The sequence below is a fragment of the Pseudomonas sp. SDO5522_S412 genome, from assembly GCF_054071215.1.
Map to the genome: position 1 here is coordinate 21,100 of NZ_JBSVWQ010000043.1, position 17,450 is coordinate 38,549.

The following is a 17,450-nucleotide window of genomic DNA, read 5'->3' on the forward strand; positions in this document are numbered from 1 at the left end:
GACACAACCCGAAGGGCCGGGCCTGCAATTGCGCAGGGCTGCGTTGCTCGAAGCTCATTTGGAACGACCAAACCACGCTCCTCGCGCCTTGCCCTGCGCAATTGCAGGCCCGGCGCGACACAGGAAATAAGTGATGGTCGACCCTAATCATCGGAAGATCCTTGCACCAGGTCAGAAACAGAAATGGAAGGCAGCAATTCGCAGGTCGCCAATTGCCAGGCAAAGGTCTGCCAGCGCTTGAGGCGGCAGGCACAGTGGGAAAGTTTTTCTAGGTCGCGCAACGGGCGCCAGGCCTGGTCCAGGCACATGGACCGCCAGTGCCAGGGCAAGGCGATGTCGGAGGCGGTGTCCAGCAGCAGGCGGAATGAGGTTTCGCCGATGGTCCACGGGTGGGTCGCAGTGCAACAGGCGAGGTACCGGCCTTCGGCCAGGTAATGTTCGATCAGGCGGGGCTCGTCGGGAGCAAGGCCGCAACGAATCTGACGACTCATCCAACGCCAGCTTTCCAGGTAGGGATCCTCATGCAGGACAGAACTCATGATCCACACTCATTCGGTAATGATATTTATTATTAAATGATATTGAGAATCAAAACAAGAGCCTGAGGGAATCACCCGGAATTCCAGGCACAAAAAAAGGCGCGCCACCCAATGGGTGGCGCGCCTTCTTTATGGCGTCTGTCGGCGGATTAGCTGCCGGCGACGGTCATCTTTTCGATCAACACCGAACCGGTGCGGATGTTGCTGCGCAGTTCCAGGTCATTACCCACCGCGACAATCTGCTTGAACATGTCACGCATGTTGCCCGCGATGGTCACTTCCTGCACGGCGAACTGGATTTCGCCGTTTTCCACCCAGAAACCCGCCGCACCACGGGAGTAATCACCCGTGACCATATTCAGACCATGGCCCATCAACTCGGTGACCAGCAAGCCACGGCCCATGCGCCGCAACAGCGCCGCCTGGTCTTCATCGCCATGGGTGATGAACAGGTTGTGTACGCCACCGGAGTTGGCGGTGCTTGGCAGGCCGAGTTTGCGACCGGCGTAGGTGCCCAGCACATAGGACACCAGCTCACCGTTCTCGACGAACGGCTTGGCATAGGTGGCCAGGCCATCACCGTCAAACGACGAACTGCCCATGGCGCGCATCAGGTGCGGGCGCTCATCGATGGTCAGCCATTCCGGGAACAGCTTCTGGCCAATCGCGCCTTCCAGGAACGACGACTTGCGGTACAGGTTGCCGCCGGAAATCGCCCCAAGGAAACTGCCGAACAAACCACCGGCCAGTTCCGCCGAGAACAACACCGGCACTTCACAGGTCGGCACCGGGCGGGCGCCCAGGCGGCTGGCAGCACGCTGCGCGGCACGCTGGCCGATGAGTACCGGATCCATCAGCAATTCGCCCTGGCGGTTCACGTCGTACCAGTAATCACGCTGCATCTGGCCGTTGGCTTCGGCGATCATCACGCAACTCAGGCTGTGACGCGTCGAGGCATAACCACCGATAAAACCGTGGCTGTTGCCGTATACGCGGCAACCCTGATGAGTACTCAAGGTGGTGCCATCGGCGTTCTTGATCCGGCTGTCGGCATCGAATGCCGCCGCTTCACAGGTCAAAGCCTGTTCAATAGCCTGTTCCGGGGTGATGTCCCAGGCATGGAACAGGTCAAAATCCTTCAAGTCCCGAGCCATCAGGGCTGCATCAGCCAGGCCGGAGCTTTCATCTTCGGAGGTGTGCTTGGCAATCGCCAGTGCTGCTGCAACGGTTTCGCGAATCGCTTCCGGGCCGCTGGCAGAAGTGCTGGCCGAGCCTTTGCGCTGGCCCACGTACAAGGTGATGCCAAACCCCTGGTCGCGGTTGAATTCGACGGTTTCCACTTCCCGCTGGCGCACCGAAGTCGACAACCCCTGCTCCAGGGACACCGCCACTTCACAGGCACTGGCCCCCTGGCGCTTGGCCTCGGCAATGATCTGCTCGACTTGTTCCTGCAGTGCCGGTAACGCTTGCGGACCGACGCTTTGGGCTGCACTCATGGTTTTCTCCACTCAAATTCTGCTTTCGGTTAAGGCCTTCTAGCGACCGGGCCGGACAAGCGGCCCCCGACTGGTTATCATGGCGGCGTTTCTTTGCGGACTGCCACCATGGTTGATTCTTACGACGACTCCCTCGATGGGGAGAAAAGCAAATCTCAGGTCAAACGCGAGCTGCATGCTCTGGTTGACCTCGGCGAGCGCCTTACAACACTCAAGCCTGACTTGTGTGCAAAACTGCCATTGACCGACGCCCTGCGCCGGGCTCTGAACGATGCGCCCAAGCACACCGCGAATATCGCGCGTAAACGGCACCTCATGTTCATCGGCAAACTGATGCGCGACCAGGACACTGACGCCATTCTGACGTTGCTCGATCAACTCGATGCCTCCACTCGCCAGTACAACGAGCGCTTCCATAACCTGGAACGCTGGCGTGATCGCCTGATCGCTGGCGATGACGCGGTACTGGAGAAGTTCGTCATCGAGTACCCGGATGCCGATCGCCAACAATTGCGCTCCCTGATCCGTCAGGCCCAGCACGAACTGGCGCAAAGCAAGCCACCGGCCTCCAGCCGAAAAATCTTCAAATACATCCGTGAGCTGGACGATAGTCAACGCGGCCTGCGCTGACCCTCTTCCCCGGGTGGCGGCCTTCGCCACCCGAAGCTCCCGTTCTTACGACCCCGTGCCACCCACGGTGATCGCATCGATTTTCAAGGTTGGCTGGCCGACACCCACCGGCACCGACTGACCATCCTTGCCGCACGTCCCCACACCGCTGTCCAGCGACAGGTCGTTACCGACCATCGACACCTTGCTCATGGCTTCCGGGCCGTTGCCAATCAACGTTGCACCCTTGACCGGCGCGGTGATCTTGCCGTCTTCGATCAAATACGCCTCGCTGGTGGAGAACACGAACTTGCCGCTGGTGATATCCACCTGCCCACCACCGAGGTTGGCGCAGTAGATGCCGCGTTTCACCGAGGCGATGATTTCGGCCGGATCGCTTTCGCCGCCGAGCATGTAGGTGTTGGTCATGCGCGGCATCGGCAGGTGCGCGTAGGACTCGCGACGACCGTTACCGGTGCGAGCCACGCCCATCAGGCGCGCGTTGAGCTTGTCTTGCATGTAGCCCTTGAGCACACCGTTTTCGATCAGTGTGGTGCACTCGGTCGGGGTGCCTTCGTCATCGACGCTCAACGAACCGCGACGCCCGGCCAGGGTACCGTCATCGACGATGGTGCAGAGCCTGGACGCAACCATCTCGCCCATGCGCCCGCTGTAGGCGGAACTGCCCTTGCGGTTGAAATCACCTTCCAGGCCGTGGCCCACCGCTTCATGCAGCAGCACGCCGGACCAGCCAGAGCCCAATACCACCGGCAACGTACCCGCCGGGGCCGGAATTGCTTCCAGATTGACCAGGGCCTGGCGCAACGCTTCACGGGCATACCCCATGGCGCGGTCTTCGGTGAGGAAATAACGGTAGTCGGTACGCCCGCCGCCGCCGTGGCCACCGCGCTCGCGACGGCCATTCTGTTCGACGATCACGCTGACATTGAAGCGCACCAGCGGCCGCACATCCGCCGCCAGGCCGCCATCGGTGGAGGCCACGAGGATGCGTTCCCACACCCCGGCCATGCTTACGGTGACTTGCTGGATACGCGGGTCCAGGGCGCGGGTCGCCGCGTCCACACGCTTGAGCAGCTCGACCTTTTCGGCGCGGCTGATCACTTCCAATGGGTTATCCGGGGCATACAGCTGGGCCACGTCCTGGGTGCTGAACGCCTGCACCGTGCCGTTTTGCCCGGCACGGGAGATCGAACGCGCTGCACGAGCCGCCAGCCCCAGGGCTTCCAGGGTGATGGCGTTGCTGTAGGCAAAGCCGGTTTTTTCACCGGACTGCGCACGCACACCCACGCCTTGGTCGAGGTTGAAGCTGCCTTCCTTGACGATCCCGTCTTCCAGGGCCCAGGACTCGGAAATCTGCCCCTGGAAATACAGGTCGGCCGCGTCGATGCCTGGCCCGGCCAGATCGCCGAGGACCGTTTGCAAGCTTTCGATGGTCACGCCACCAGGCGCCAGGAGGTGTTCACTGACTGAGGACAACAACTCGCTCATAGGTTTGGCCTTAAATTCATCGTTCTGAAGCAGGTCGCTGTGCGCCCTGCGAGAAAAAGCGCCGGTGGCCCGCCACCGGCATGCGCGTCCGTATCGACGCCTGTTCGCTGCTATCGCGTTCGGCCAACAACACCGCCTCGCCTTGATCCTGTTGTGCCAGCACCCGCCCCCATGGGTCGATGATCGCTGCATGCCCGAAGGTTTCCCTGGGCCCCGGATGCACGCCACCCTGGGCGGCCGCCAGCAGGTAGCACTGGGTCTCGATGGCACGCGCACGGATCAGCACATCCCAGTGCGCGGCGCCGGTTACCGCTGTAAAGGCCGAGGGCGCGGTGATCAACTCGGCACCCGCAGCGCGCAATTCGCTGTATAGCTCCGGGAAGCGCAAGTCGTAACACACCGTCAGCCCCAGGCGGCCGACCGGCGTATCCGCCACGACCACCTGGCTACCATGAGCATAGTCATCGGATTCACGATAACGACCCCGGGCATCGGCCACATCGACATCGAACAGGTGCAGCTTGTCGTAGCGGGCAACGATTTCGCCCTGATCATCGATCAGCAGCGAGCAGGCATTGGACTTGGCGTTCGGCTGATCCTTTGGGGGCAGCGGCAAAGTGCCGGCCACTATCCATAAGGTGAGGTCGCGGGCGGTCTGTTTCAACCATGGCAGGATCGGACCTTCGCCCAAGGCCTCGGCGCGACCGATATCGGCCACATCGCGACGGCCCATGGCGGCGAAGTTTTCCGGGAGTACCGCAAGCCTTGCACCGCCCGCCGCCGCTTGCTCCAGCAGGCGCCGAGCCTGAGCCAGGTTGGCCAGCACATCGCTTTGGCTGACCATTTGAATTACCGCAAAGGACATGGGCCCACACTCCAGAAAAGGCATGAGGCCATGCTACTCCACAGGTACTCAGTTTGGCTTTTCAAATGGCTTGTCGAAGGTGATTTTCGGGTCCTTCCACGGGCCTTCTACCTTGTACTGCACGCTGGCGAAACGCGAAACACGGTCGCCAATCAGCTTGTCGATCAGGAACAGCGCCCCGCCAATGGCCGGCGCGCCGACGATCAATGCAGCAATCGGCAGGTTGTTGGTGACCGGCAGCGTCACCAGCAACTTGGCATCGACGCGGTCTGCCACCAGGTCCAGGGTGCCGTTGATCTCCAGGTTACTCGACGGGCCCGTCATGGTGATCGGCTCACGGGTTACAAACACGCCGTTACTGGCGGCCAGCAAGCCCTTGACCCGGTCATAACTCAAGCCCTTGCCAAGCAAGTCCGAGAAGTCCAGGCGCAGCCGGCGACCGATGGAGTTGAAGTTCAGCAAGCCAAACACCCGCAGGGCCTGCGCACCGCCGTCCACTTCAACAAACTGGCCTTTGCGGAAACTGGCGTCCAGGCTGCCGGAGAAACGCTTGGGACCTACCCAGGCCGGCGAACCCGGCCAGCGGCCGTCCACGTCCACGTGAAAATCTTCGCTGGTCACGCTCGGCGCAAATCCCCAGCCCTTGAGCACGTCGCCAATGTTCTTGCCATCGAGGCGGCCCTTGTACCAACTGCTGCTGGCACCGGGTGCACCTTCCCAACCGCCGGCGCCCTGGAGCAGCATGCCCTTGAGCCCCAGGTTCAGGCTGTTGAACGCCATGCCCCTGGTGGTCGGACGAACTTTCAGAGACCAGGCACCTACCAGGTCCGGGCCCTGGAACAACTGGGCAATCGAGATATCCAGCGCGGGAATATCCTTGGGATCAACATCAGCCAATGGGTCCGGCGCATTTTCATCCGCCTGCACGGTCGGATCCACCGCAGGCAGCTTCACGTACTGCAGGTTGACTGCAATCGGCGCGCCCTTGGCGTCCGGCAACCCCACGGTACCCTTGGCCTGCTGGCTGTCGAACTGCAAGCCCCAGGCAGCGGGTTTGCGGTCCAGCTGCAAGCTGACCTGGTCGAACTGGGTGCCGAAACCGGTCAGCTTGCCGACCTTGAAATCGGCCCCGCTCAACAACTGCTTGGCACTGCCACCCGGGTCGTTGCCGGCGTAGCGGTCCACGAGCTTTTTCCAGGGGTCGATATCCAGCTCCGACAACACGCCGCGGATTCGCAAGCCCTTGCCGGCCGGCAACACCGCATCGCCATCTCCCAGGAACAGCTCACCCCGGCCGTCGGCGAAATTGTCCGCCGGGGCGGCGAAGGTGAAGCTGCCCAACTCGCCATAATCGAACCAGTAACGGCGCTCCTTACCCTGCAAGGTCATGCGGAACACACTGTCGCGGCCCTGGCTCGCCGGCATGCCGAACGGCGCCGGCAGGTCCACGGCCACGCCCTTGAGATTGGAGCTGACCATCAACTGGCTGTCGGCGCCATCGAGGTTGAGCTGCAATTGGTAGGGGATATCGCCGGACACCGGCAACGGCTGGCTGACCTTCAGCCAGTCAGTCAGCCGCTTGACGGTCACCTGCCCTTTCGCGGTGACGCGGGTGTTGAGGTCGCCTGGCTTGCCATCGGCGAAAATCTGCGCGGTGATCGGTCGGTCGAAGGCCTGGGCGCTGATGTTCTGGCCACTCAGGCCCTTGGCGCTGTCGAAGCGGAAATCACCCTTGAGCTGGCTCAGGTCCAGCGTAGGCTCGGCCAGTTGCAGGCGGGACTTGTCGGTCTTGAAATCCACCACGATCTTGGGATCGGCGCCCTTGGCCAGGGGAATATCCAGGTCCAGCTTGCCTTGCAGGTCGCCCTCGCCTTTCCAGCCGGCGAAGGTCGAGGCGGTGCCGATCGGCGCTTCCTGAAGGATTTTCAGGCCATCGCCCAGGCCACCGGCAAAGTTGCCGGTGAGCAGCAGGTGGCTGTCCTTGCCTTCGGGGGCGTGGGGAATGTTGACGTAGATATCATTGACCTTGGTGTCGAGCAGCTGGCCCTTGCTGGCCAGGATGCGCACGCCGCTTTCCTCGACAAACACTTCACCCTTGACCTTGCTCACGTGCGGCCAGCCCGGCTGGAATGCCAGCTCGGCATCATGCACCTTGAAGAACAGGCTGATATTGCGCGAGGCAGGCAGTGCGTCGTGGTTCAGCGAGCCTTGGTACTGGAAGAAGCCCTCGTCCACTGCACCCTTGAGAATCGCAGTGCGCAGCCACTCATCGAGTGCCGGGCTCAACACCGCCGGCAGGTATTTGGGGGTGAAGCGCCCATCGCCGTCGACCATACCGACCCGCAGGTCCATGTAGTCTTCCTGGCTATGGTCGAAATGCAGGCGAATCAGGAAGTCGGCGGCGACCTTGCCCTCCTCGCCCAGCACCTTGATATACGGCGCGATCAGGGTGAAGCCTTGCTTGTCGAGCTTCCACGTCAGGCGGGCGTTGGCCTGGATGTACTGCCAGGGCTTGGCGAAGATCGGAAACAGGTGCAAGGAGAAATCCTTGCTGTCCATGCGCAGCTCACCCTTGCCCAGGTCACCGCTGATGCTGCCGCTGACATTGCGGGCGGCCGGCGCGCCGAAGTAAGCGTCGAAACCAATACGGTCGAGGTTGGCCGCGAAGCTCACGCGCTGGTCGGTGGTGTCTTGAGGCCGATAATCCAGCAACACGTTCCGCAGCGTGCCGGTGGCCTTCAGATGATCCAGGGTGGTGGCCACGGCTTCCGGCAAGGGTGCCAAGGCGTGCAGCAATGGCGTGATCGGCGTCAGGTCGAGGCGATCGGCCTGCAGGTTCCAGACTTCCTGGGCCTTGTCGGTGGCCAGGGTTTGTTGCAGTTGCAGGCGCGATTCCCAGCGAGTGTCGCCGAGGTTCATTGCGAGCGAGTCAAACAGCACCTTGAGGCCGCTGTCACTGCGTTGCAGGTACGCAGTGAGGGCCAGGTTCTCAATATGAGTCGGCTTGCGATCGGCATAGCTGCCCTTGAGCTGCGGGGCGTTGAGGCGCACGGCGGCGCTTTGCACGGTGCCCTTGGCCCAGGTCAGCCAGAATTCGCCGCCGGCCTTGAGTTCGGTAAGTTTCCATTGCTGGGTCAGTTTTGCCGGGATCCATTTTGCCCAGTCACTCTGGGGCAAGCTCAGGTAAGCCTCGGCTTCGCCGTCTTTCCACTGGCCGGCGCGGATTCGGGTGCGCAGGTTCAACGCCAGGGGCTGGCCGTCGGGCAGGGTCAGGCGCGCGTCCAGGCGCTGGCGGTTGGCGCCGGTCTGCAGGCTCACGCCGACATAGGTCAAGGTCAGCGGAGCCTGGTCGAACGGCTGCAGCGTCACCTGGCTATCGAGCAATGAAACCTGCCCGACCATTTGCATGCGCGTCAGCAGTTGTTCGGGATCCAGCGGCTGGTCATCCTGCACCGGCAGGCCTTGCAGCGCCCAGTGGCCGTCCTGGTCTTCCTTCACGCTGACTTGCAGGCCGCTGACTTCCAGGTGGGCAATGCGCACTTCACGCGCCAGCAGGCTGGCCCAGATATCCGGCACCACTTGCACCTGGTCCAGGCGCAGGGCGCTGCTGCCCTCGCCGACCATCACGTCGTGAGCCAACAATACCGGCGCGAAGCCACTCCAGCGCCCTTCCAGGCTGCCGATGTTCACGGGCATATCCAGCGCAGTACGCGCCTTGGCCTCGATTTCGCCACGGTATTCCGCCACCAACGGCGTCAATTCACGGCCCAGGCTCACGTACACCGCCGCCAATACCAGCAGCAAGGCGCACAGGCCGAGGCCCCAGCGGGTCAATGCGGCAAAAAAGCGTATCAGACGCTCCATGTCAGGCGACCCTCAAAGGCAATAGTCGGACGGCAGATCAAGGCCTGCCCGTCTCGTTGATAAGAACTAACGCGAATCAGAGCAGCACCACGTCATATTGTTCCTGGGAATACATGGTTTCGACCTGGAAGCGAATGGTGCGCCCGATAAAACCCTCCAGCTCGGCTACGTTGCCGGATTCTTCATCCAGCAAACGGTCGACCACCTTCTGGTTAGCCAGGACTCTATAGCCCTCGGCCTGGTAGGCGCGTGCCTCCCGTAAGATTTCCCGGAAAATCTCGTAGCAAACCGTTTCCGGGGTCTTCAACTTACCGCGCCCCTGGCAACTGCTGCACGGCTCGCACAGCACTTGTTCCAGGCTTTCGCGGGTGCGCTTGCGGGTCATCTGCACCAGGCCCAGCTCGGTGATGCCGATGATGTTGGTCTTGGCGTGATCGCGCTCCAGTTGCTTCTCCAGGGTACGCAGCACCTGGCGCTGGTGCTCTTCGTCTTCCATGTCGATGAAGTCGATGATGATGATCCCGCCCAGGTTGCGCAGGCGCAGCTGGCGGGCGATCGCGGTGGCCGCTTCGAGGTTGGTCTTGAAGATGGTTTCTTCGAGATTGCGATGGCCTACAAAGGCACCGGTATTCACGTCGATAGTGCTCATGGCTTCCGCCGGGTCCACCACCAGGTAACCGCCGGACTTGAGCGGCACTTTGCGCTCAAGGGCTTTCTGGATTTCGTCTTCGACCCCATACAGGTCGAAAATCGGCCGCTCGCCCGGGTAATGCTCCAGGCGATCGGCGATTTCCGGCATCAGCTCGGCAACAAATTGCGTAGTGCGCTGGAAGGTTTCCCGCGAGTCGATGCGAATTTTCTCGATCTTCGGGCTGACCAGGTCGCGCAAGGTGCGCAGGGCCAGGCCGAGGTCTTCGTAGATCACGCTGGGGGCGCCAATGGTCTTGATCTGCGCGCCGATCTGGTCCCAGAGGCGGCGCAGGTAGCGGATGTCCATGAGGATTTCATCGGCACCGGCACCTTCTGCGGCAGTACGCAGGATAAAGCCGCCGGCCTCCTTGATGCCTTCGAGCGCCACGCAGTCACTGACCACCTTTTTCAGGCGCTCGCGCTCGGCTTCGTCTTCGATTTTCAGGGAAATACCGACGTGGGCCGTGCGCGGCATGTACACCAGGTAGCGCGAAGGAATCGACAGTTGCGTGGTCAGCCGTGCGCCCTTTGAGCCAATCGGATCCTTGGTGACTTGCACCACCAGGCTCTGCCCTTCGTGCACCAGGGCGCTGATGCTTTCGACCGCCGGGCCTTCGCGCAGGGAGATTTCCGAAGCATGGATAAACGCAGCGCGGTCCAGGCCGATGTCGACGAACGCCGCTTGCATCCCCGGTAACACACGCACGACCTTGCCTTTATAAATATTGCCGACGATCCCGCGCTTTTGGGTGCGCTCGACGTGCACTTCTTGCAGAACACCGTTCTCTACCACCGCCACGCGCGATTCCATCGGCGTGATATTGATCAGAATCTCTTCACTCATGGCTGGGTCTCGTTCAGGCGTTTTCACAATAGTGACCGATCGCTTAAGGCTTGGCGCTGGAATACGGCGTTTAGCGCACGGTAAGGTTTTGCCAACAGGGTATGCCGAATTGGCCCAGCAGTTCTGCGGTTTCGCAGACCGGCAGGCCAACGACGGCAGAGTAGCTGCCATTGAGTCCGGCGACGAACACCGCCGCCAAGCCTTGGATAGCATAGCCGCCCGCTTTGTCCTGGGGCTCGCCGCTGTGCCAATAAGTGGTGGCTTCGTCCGCTGAAATCCTGCGAAAGCGCACACGACTGCTGACCAGCTGCGTTTCGCAACGCTGGCCGTCAATCAGGGCAATGGCCGTCAAGACTTCGTGTTCACGCTCGGAAAGGGCCAGCAACATGGCCAGGGCGTCGGCTTGATCCACGGGTTTACCGAGGATCCGGCCGTCGAGGATCACGGCTGTGTCCGCGCCCAGCACACAGGCGCCGGTGGCATCGGCCAAGGTCGCTCGACCGGCCGCAGCCTTGCCGCGCGCCAGGCGTTCTACGTAGGACGCGGGCGATTCATTTGTAAGGGGAGTTTCATCAATGGCGGCGCTGACGACGGTGAACGGCACGCCGATCTGTGTCAGCAGCTCACGCCGCCTCGGGGAGCCCGAGGCCAGATAAAGCGAATTCATGCAGACTCTCCCTGTAGGGTTCGATAACCAGGCAGAGCCTCGCGATCCATTCAATTGATTTTATAGCGACGACGCAATCCACGCAGGCCAAAACTGACCCAGGGCCACAACAGCGCGCTGACCAGCGCGGGCAACACCAGCGCCAGGGTCGGTTGGCGGTTGCCGGTCAAGGCGCTGAGCCACAGCTGTACCAACTGCGCCAGGCCGAAGATCACCAGGATCACCAGGCACTGTTGCCACATCGGGAACATCCGCAGGCGCTGCTGCAATGACAGCACCAGGAAGGTAATCAGGGTCAGGATCAACGCGTTCTGCCCGAGCAGGGTGCCGTAGAGCACATCCTCCATCAGCCCCAGGCACATGGCCGTGACCATCCCGACCTTGTGCGGCAGCGCCAGGGCCCAGAACGCCAGCAGCAAGGCGAGCCACAGCGGGCGCAGGATCTCCATGAATTGCGGCAGCGGCGAAACGCTGAGCAGCAAGCCGGTGGCAAAGGTCAGCCAGACGATCCAGCCGTTACGCGAATGAGTACCGGCCATTATTCTTCCCTCTGCCGAGTGGTTGCCGGGGCCGCGGCCGGTGGTTTGGCGGCGGCGGGCGGTTTGGCAGCGGCAGGTGTTGCAGCCGCAGGCTTGGCCGGACGCGCGCTATGGGCCACAGGCTTGACTGGTGTCGCAACCGGCGCGGCTGGCGTTGCCGGAGCGGCTGCCGGGGCAGCAGGTGCCGCCGGTTTTGGCACGGTGGCCGGAATGATCGGCGCGGTGCCGTTTTGCTTGTCTTCCGCTTCCTGGGCCTGGGCGGCTTCGTTGGCACGCTCTTCCGGGGTGCGGTTGTCACTGAACACCAGCAAGAGGTAACGGCTGCGGTTCAATGCGGCGGTCGGCACGGCACGCACAATGGCGAACGGCTGGCCGGAATCGTGGATCACTTCCTTGACCGTCGCGACCGGGTAGCCTGCCGGGAACCGCTGACCCAGGCCGGAGCTGACCAGCAGGTCGCCTTCCTTGATGTCGGCGGTGTCTGCGACGTGACGCAACTCCAGGCGTTCCGGGTTACCGGTACCGCTGGCAATCGCCCGCAGGCCGTTGCGGTTGACTTGCACCGGGATGCTGTGGGTGGTGTCGGTCAGCAACAGCACGCGGGAGGTATAAGGCATCAACTCCACCACCTGGCCCATCAAGCCACGGGCATCGAGCACCGGTTGGCCAAGGACTACGCCGTCGCGCTCACCCTTGTTGATGATGATGCGATGGGTGAAGGGGTTCGGATCCATACCGATCAACTCGGCCACTTCGACCTTCTCATTGACCAGCGCAGAGGAATTGAGCAACTCGCGCAGCCGAACGTTCTGCTCGGTGAGGGCCGCGAGCTTTTGCATGCGCCCCTGCAGCAGCAGGTTTTCGGTCTTGAGTTTTTCGTTCTCCGCCACCAGTTCGGTGCGGCTGCCAAATTGACTGGCGACACCCTGATAGAGACGCTGCGGCAGGTCAGTGATCCAGTACGTCTGCATCAGGACCAGCGACATCTGGCTACGCACTGGCTTGAGCAGTGTGAAGCGGGCATCGACCACCATCAGCGCAACCGATAGCACGACCAGCACCAACAGGCGCACGCCCAATGAGGGGCCTTTGGAAAAAAGCGGTTTAATAAGCCGCTCCTCCCAGGCAAATGTTTTCTTTATTCATACGGCATCAAACCGGCCTGGATGCAGATTGAAGAAGATAAACGCCAACAGGCAGCACTGCAAAGTGCTGCCTGTGAGCGAAACATGGGCAAACCAGCAAATTCTTATTCGCTGGAGAGCAGGTCCATGGTGTGTTTATCCATCATTTCCAGTGCACGGCCACCGCCGCGGGCGACGCAGGTCAACGGGTCTTCAGCGACGATCACTGGCAAACCGGTTTCCTGGGCCAGCAACTTGTCGAGGTCGCGCAGCAAGGCGCCACCACCGGTCAGTACCAGGCCACGCTCGGCGATATCGGAAGCCAGTTCCGGAGGCGATTGCTCCAGGGCGCTCTTCACCGCCTGAACGATGGTGGCCAGGGACTCTTGCAGAGCTTCCAGCACTTCATTGGAGTTCAGGGTGAAGGCACGTGGAACGCCTTCGGCCAGGTTGCGACCGCGAACATCGACTTCGCGAACTTCGCCGCCCGGGTAAGCGGTACCGATTTCCTGCTTGATGCGCTCGGCGGTGGATTCGCCGATCAGGCTGCCGTAGTTGCGACGCACGTAGGTGATGATCGCTTCGTCGAAGCGGTCGCCGCCAACCCGTACGGATTCGGCATACACCACACCATTGAGGGAGATCAGGGCGATTTCAGTGGTACCACCACCGATATCAACCACCATCGAACCGCGCGCTTCTTCAACCGGCAGGCCGGCACCGATCGCAGCGGCCATTGGCTCTTCAATCAGGAACACTTCACGGGCACCGGCGCCAAGGGCCGACTCACGGATGGCACGACGTTCCACCTGGGTGGATTTGCACGGAACGCAGATCAGCACACGAGGGCTGGGCTGCAGGAAACTGTTTTCGTGAACCTTGTTGATGAAGTACTGCAGCATCTTTTCGCAGACACTGAAGTCAGCAATCACGCCATCCTTCATCGGACGAATGGCAGCAATGTTGCCCGGTGTTCGGCCCAACATGCGCTTGGCCTCGGTGCCAACGGCAACGACACTTTTCTGATTACCATGGGTCCGAATGGCCACAACCGATGGCTCATTCAGGACGATACCGCGCTCGCGCACGTAAATAAGGGTGTTGGCAGTGCCCAGGTCGATGGAAAGATCGCTGGAAAACATGCCACGCAGTTTCTTGAACATGGGAAAGGGACCCTAGGCAACGCGTGGGTAAAAAAGTGCGGCAAACTCTAACAACGACAGGGATTTTGGGCAAGGCGCCAATGTGCTAAATTGGCCGACTTTCTGTGCACCAACCCCCACAATCGCGGCCATATGACCGTAGAAATGCGGTAGTGTTCCTACAATCTAACACACGGATAGCTTCCGTTCTGTTTTCCACTGGAGAATCCCATGGCGCTTGAACGCTCCGACGTGGAAAAAATCGCTCATTTGGCCTGCCTGGGCCTCAATGAAGCCGATCTTCCACAGACCACCGCAGCCCTGAACAGCATTCTCGGGCTGGTCGACCAAATGCAAGCCGTGAATACCGACGGCATCGAGCCCCTGGCTCACCCGCTGGAAGCCAGCCAGCGCCTGCGCGCCGACGTCGTGACCGAGCGCAATAATCGCGAGGCTTACCAGTCCATCGCGCCAGCGGTCGAAAACGGCCTGTACCTGGTTCCGAAAGTCATCGACTAAAGGGAAAGAGCCTGCAATGCATCAATTGACTCTGGCCGAGATCGCCCGCGGTCTCGCCGACAAAAAGTTTTCTTCCGAAGAGCTGACCACGACCCTGCTGGCGCGTATCGCCGAGCTGGACCCTAAGGTCAACAGCTTCATCAGCATCACCGAAGAGCTGGCCCTGAGCCAGGCCAAGGCCGCCGACACACGTCGCGCCAACGGTGAGAACGGCGCCCTGTTGGGTGCGCCGATTGCCCACAAGGACCTGTTCTGCACCCAGGGCATTCGCACCAGCTGCGGCTCGAAGATGCTCGACAATTTCAAGGCGCCCTACGACGCTACTGTGGTCGCCAAGCTGGCCGCTGCCGGGGCCGTGACCCTGGGCAAGACCAACATGGACGAATTCGCCATGGGCTCGGCCAACGAGTCGAGCCACTACGGCGCGGTGAAAAACCCGTGGAACCTCGAGCACGTGCCCGGCGGTTCGTCCGGTGGTTCGGCAGCCGCGGTTGCCGCTCGTCTGTTACCTGCCGCCACGGCCACCGACACCGGCGGCTCGATCCGCCAACCGGCCGCTTTCACCAACCTCACCGGTCTGAAACCGACCTACGGTCGCGTATCCCGCTGGGGCATGATTGCCTACGCCTCCAGTCTCGACCAGGGCGGCCCCCTGGCACGTACCGCTGAAGACTGCGCAATTTTGTTACAAGGCATGGCAGGCTTCGATCCGCAGGACTCCACCAGCATTGATGAACCCGTGCCGGACTACAGCGCCAGCCTGAATACCTCGATCAAAGGCCTGCGCATCGGCGTGCCGAAAGAGTATTTCAGCGCCGGCCTCGACCCGCGCATCGCCGAACTGGTGCACAACAGCGTCAAGGAGCTGGAAAAGCTCGGCGCCGTGATCAAGGAAATCAGCCTGCCGAACAACCAGCACGCGATTCCTGCCTACTACGTGATCGCCCCGGCAGAAGCGTCCTCCAACCTGTCGCGGTTCGACGGCGTGCGTTTCGGCTACCGCTGCGAAAACCCGAAGGACCTCACCGACCTGTACAAGCGCTCCCGTGGCGAAGGTTTCGGCGTGGAAGTACAACGCCGGATCATGGTCGGTGCCTACGCCCTGTCGGCCGGTTACTACGACGCGTACTACCTCAAGGCGCAAAAGATCCGTCGCCTGATCAAGAACGACTTCATGGCTGCCTTTAATGAAGTCGACGTGATCCTCGGCCCAACCACGCCGAACCCGGCCTGGAAGATCGGCGCCAAGACCGGCGACCCGATCGCCGAGTACCTGGAAGACCTGTACACCATCACCGCCAACCTCGCCGGTCTGCCGGGCTTGTCCATGCCTGCAGGTTTCGTCGATGGCTTGCCGGTGGGCGTGCAACTGCTCGCCCCGTATTTCCAGGAAGGCCGCCTGCTCAATGTGGCGCACCAGTACCAGTTGAACTCTGACTGGCACACTCGCACCCCTACCGGCTTCTGAGGAGAACACTATGCAATGGGAAGTCGTGATCGGGCTGGAGATTCATACCCAGCTCGCCACCCAATCGAAGATTTTCTCCGGTAGCGCCACCACGTTCGGCGCAGAACCCAACACCCAGGCCAGCCTGGTAGACCTGGGCATGCCCGGCGTGCTGCCGGTGCTGAACCAGGAAGCGGTGCGCATGGCGGTGATGTTCGGCCTCGCCATCGATGCCGAGATCGGCCAGCACAACGTGTTCGCCCGCAAGAACTACTTCTACCCGGACCTGCCCAAGGGCTACCAGATCAGCCAGATGGAATTGCCGATCGTCGGCAAGGGCTACCTGGACATCCCGCTGGAAGACGGCACCATCAAACGTGTCGGCGTGACCCGTGCGCACCTGGAAGAAGATGCCGGCAAGAGCCTGCATGAAGAATTCAACGGCGCCACCGGCATCGACCTGAACCGCGCCGGCACCCCGCTGCTGGAGATCGTTTCCGAGCCGGACATGCGCAGCGCCAAGGAAGCCGTGGCCTACGTCAAGACGATCCACGCGCTGGTGCGTTACCTCGGGATCTGCGACGGCAACATGGCCGAAGGCTCCCTGCGTTGCGACTGCAACGTGTCGGTGCGGCCAAAAGGCCAGGCCGAGTACGGCACCCGCTGCGAGATCAAGAACGTCAACTCGTTCCGTTTCATCGAGAAGGCGATCAACACCGAAGTACGTCGCCAGATCGAGCTGATCGAAGACGGCGGCAAGGTGATCCAGCAGACCCGCCTGTACGACCCGAACAAAGACGAAACCCGCGCCATGCGCAGCAAGGAGGAAGCCAACGACTACCGTTACTTCCCCGATCCGGACCTGTTGCCGGTGGTCATCGAGGACTCGTTCCTGGCTGACGTGCGCGCCACGCTGCCGGAACTGCCACCGCAGAAACGCGAGCGTTTCCAGGCGCAGTTCGGTCTTTCGGTGTATGACGCAAGCGTGCTGGCGTCGAGCCGCGAGCAAGCCAACTACTTCGAAAAAGTCGTGAGCATTGCCGGCGACGCCAAACTGGCGGCCAACTGGGTGATGGTTGAGCTGGGCAGCCTGTTGAACAAACAGGGCCTGGAAATCGACGAGGCACCGGTGTCGGCAGAACAGTTGGGCGGCATGTTGCTGCGGATCAAGGACAACACCATCTCCGGCAAAATCGCCAAGACCGTGTTTGAAGCCATGGCCGCCGGCGAAGGCAACGCTGAGGAGATCATCGAAAAGCGCGGCCTGAAGCAAGTCACCGACAGCGGCGCGATTTCGGCCGTGCTCGACGAGATGCTGGCAGCCAATGCCGAGCAGGTTGAACAATACCGTGCGGCGGATGAAGCCAAGCGGGGCAAGATGTTCGGCTTCTTTGTCGGCCAGGCGATGAAAGCCTCCAAAGGCAAGGCCAACCCGCAACAGGTCAACGAACTGCTGAAAAGCAAACTCGAAGGCTAAACGCGGTGAAATGGTCGGAGCAGGACCTCACGTCCAACTCTGACCCCTTGTGGGAGCGGGCTTGTGTGGGAGCGGGCTTGCTCGCGAAAGCGGTGGATCAGTCAATACATCTGGTGACT

Annotated in this window: 14 protein-coding genes; 4 read left to right on the forward strand and 10 right to left on the reverse strand. The window is 61.5% G+C overall.

Features of this window, described 5'->3' with window-relative positions; genetic code table 11:
• Positions 1 to 143: 143 nt before the first annotated feature.
• Positions 144 to 539 (reverse strand): FagA protein, encoded by a 396-nt coding sequence (locus tag ACW9I6_RS12420; RefSeq protein ID WP_178911666.1) that lies wholly within the window; start codon positions 537 to 539, stop codon positions 144 to 146.
• Positions 540 to 688: 149 nt separating this feature from the next.
• The gene (pmbA, locus tag ACW9I6_RS12425) at positions 689 to 2,035 is read right to left on the reverse strand and encodes a metalloprotease PmbA (protein ID WP_003216094.1); all 1,347 of its coding nucleotides are present in this window, start codon (positions 2,033 to 2,035) and stop codon (positions 689 to 691) included.
• Positions 2,036 to 2,143: 108 nt separating this feature from the next.
• Here pmbA and yjgA point away from each other — a divergent pair, with 108 nt between their 5' ends.
• Positions 2,144 to 2,665 (forward strand): ribosome biogenesis factor YjgA, encoded by a 522-nt coding sequence (yjgA, locus tag ACW9I6_RS12430; protein ID WP_003216092.1) that lies wholly within the window; start codon positions 2,144 to 2,146, stop codon positions 2,663 to 2,665.
• A gap of 45 nt (positions 2,666 to 2,710) precedes the next feature.
• Here the strand turns inward: yjgA and tldD are convergent, their stop codons facing one another.
• The 8 genes from tldD to mreB all read right to left on the reverse strand — a co-directional run bounded on the left by tldD (position 2,711) and on the right by mreB (position 13,909).
• Positions 2,711 to 4,153 (reverse strand): metalloprotease TldD, encoded by a 1,443-nt coding sequence (gene tldD / locus ACW9I6_RS12435; protein WP_003216090.1) that lies wholly within the window; start codon positions 4,151 to 4,153, stop codon positions 2,711 to 2,713.
• Positions 4,154 to 4,169: 16 nt separating this feature from the next.
• On the reverse strand, positions 4,170 to 5,018 hold the full coding sequence (locus ACW9I6_RS12440) for a carbon-nitrogen hydrolase family protein (RefSeq protein ID WP_008437218.1): 849 nt from the start codon (positions 5,016 to 5,018) through the stop codon (positions 4,170 to 4,172).
• A gap of 48 nt (positions 5,019 to 5,066) precedes the next feature.
• On the reverse strand, positions 5,067 to 8,882 hold the full coding sequence (locus ACW9I6_RS12445) for a YhdP family protein (RefSeq protein ID WP_457339367.1): 3,816 nt from the start codon (positions 8,880 to 8,882) through the stop codon (positions 5,067 to 5,069).
• A gap of 76 nt (positions 8,883 to 8,958) precedes the next feature.
• Entirely contained in the window at positions 8,959 to 10,416 is a 1,458-nt protein-coding gene (gene rng / locus ACW9I6_RS12450) for a ribonuclease G (RefSeq protein ID WP_003216085.1), read from the reverse strand.
• A 70-nt stretch (positions 10,417 to 10,486) separates the two neighbouring features.
• Entirely contained in the window at positions 10,487 to 11,083 is a 597-nt protein-coding gene (locus ACW9I6_RS12455; RefSeq protein WP_003216083.1) for a Maf family protein, read from the reverse strand.
• A 50-nt stretch (positions 11,084 to 11,133) separates the two neighbouring features.
• Positions 11,134 to 11,622 (reverse strand): rod shape-determining protein MreD, encoded by a 489-nt coding sequence (gene mreD, locus ACW9I6_RS12460; RefSeq protein ID WP_457339368.1) that lies wholly within the window; start codon positions 11,620 to 11,622, stop codon positions 11,134 to 11,136.
• On the reverse strand, positions 11,622 to 12,731 hold the full coding sequence (gene mreC / locus ACW9I6_RS12465; protein ID WP_080673268.1) for a rod shape-determining protein MreC: 1,110 nt from the start codon (positions 12,729 to 12,731) through the stop codon (positions 11,622 to 11,624). The genes mreD and mreC overlap by 1 nt, the downstream gene beginning before the upstream one ends.
• A 140-nt stretch (positions 12,732 to 12,871) precedes the next feature.
• A complete protein-coding gene (gene mreB, locus ACW9I6_RS12470; protein ID WP_002555108.1) occupies positions 12,872 to 13,909 on the reverse strand; it encodes a rod shape-determining protein MreB in 1,038 nt (345 codons plus the stop codon).
• Between the two features lie 210 nt (positions 13,910 to 14,119).
• Between mreB and gatC the strand changes: the two genes are divergently transcribed.
• From gatC to gatB, 3 genes are read left to right on the forward strand one after another with little or no spacing between them, the layout of a single operon-like run.
• The gene (gene gatC / locus ACW9I6_RS12475; RefSeq protein WP_003216077.1) at positions 14,120 to 14,407 is read left to right on the forward strand and encodes an Asp-tRNA(Asn)/Glu-tRNA(Gln) amidotransferase subunit GatC; all 288 of its coding nucleotides are present in this window, start codon (positions 14,120 to 14,122) and stop codon (positions 14,405 to 14,407) included.
• A 16-nt stretch (positions 14,408 to 14,423) separates the two neighbouring features.
• Positions 14,424 to 15,875 carry an Asp-tRNA(Asn)/Glu-tRNA(Gln) amidotransferase subunit GatA gene (gene gatA / locus ACW9I6_RS12480; protein WP_457339369.1) on the forward strand — a complete coding sequence of 484 codons (1,452 nt, stop codon included), beginning with the start codon at positions 14,424 to 14,426 and terminating at the stop codon, positions 15,873 to 15,875.
• A 10-nt stretch (positions 15,876 to 15,885) separates the two neighbouring features.
• Entirely contained in the window at positions 15,886 to 17,331 is a 1,446-nt protein-coding gene (gene gatB, locus ACW9I6_RS12485) for an Asp-tRNA(Asn)/Glu-tRNA(Gln) amidotransferase subunit GatB (protein ID WP_457339370.1), read from the forward strand.
• Positions 17,332 to 17,450: the final 119 nt, after the last annotated feature.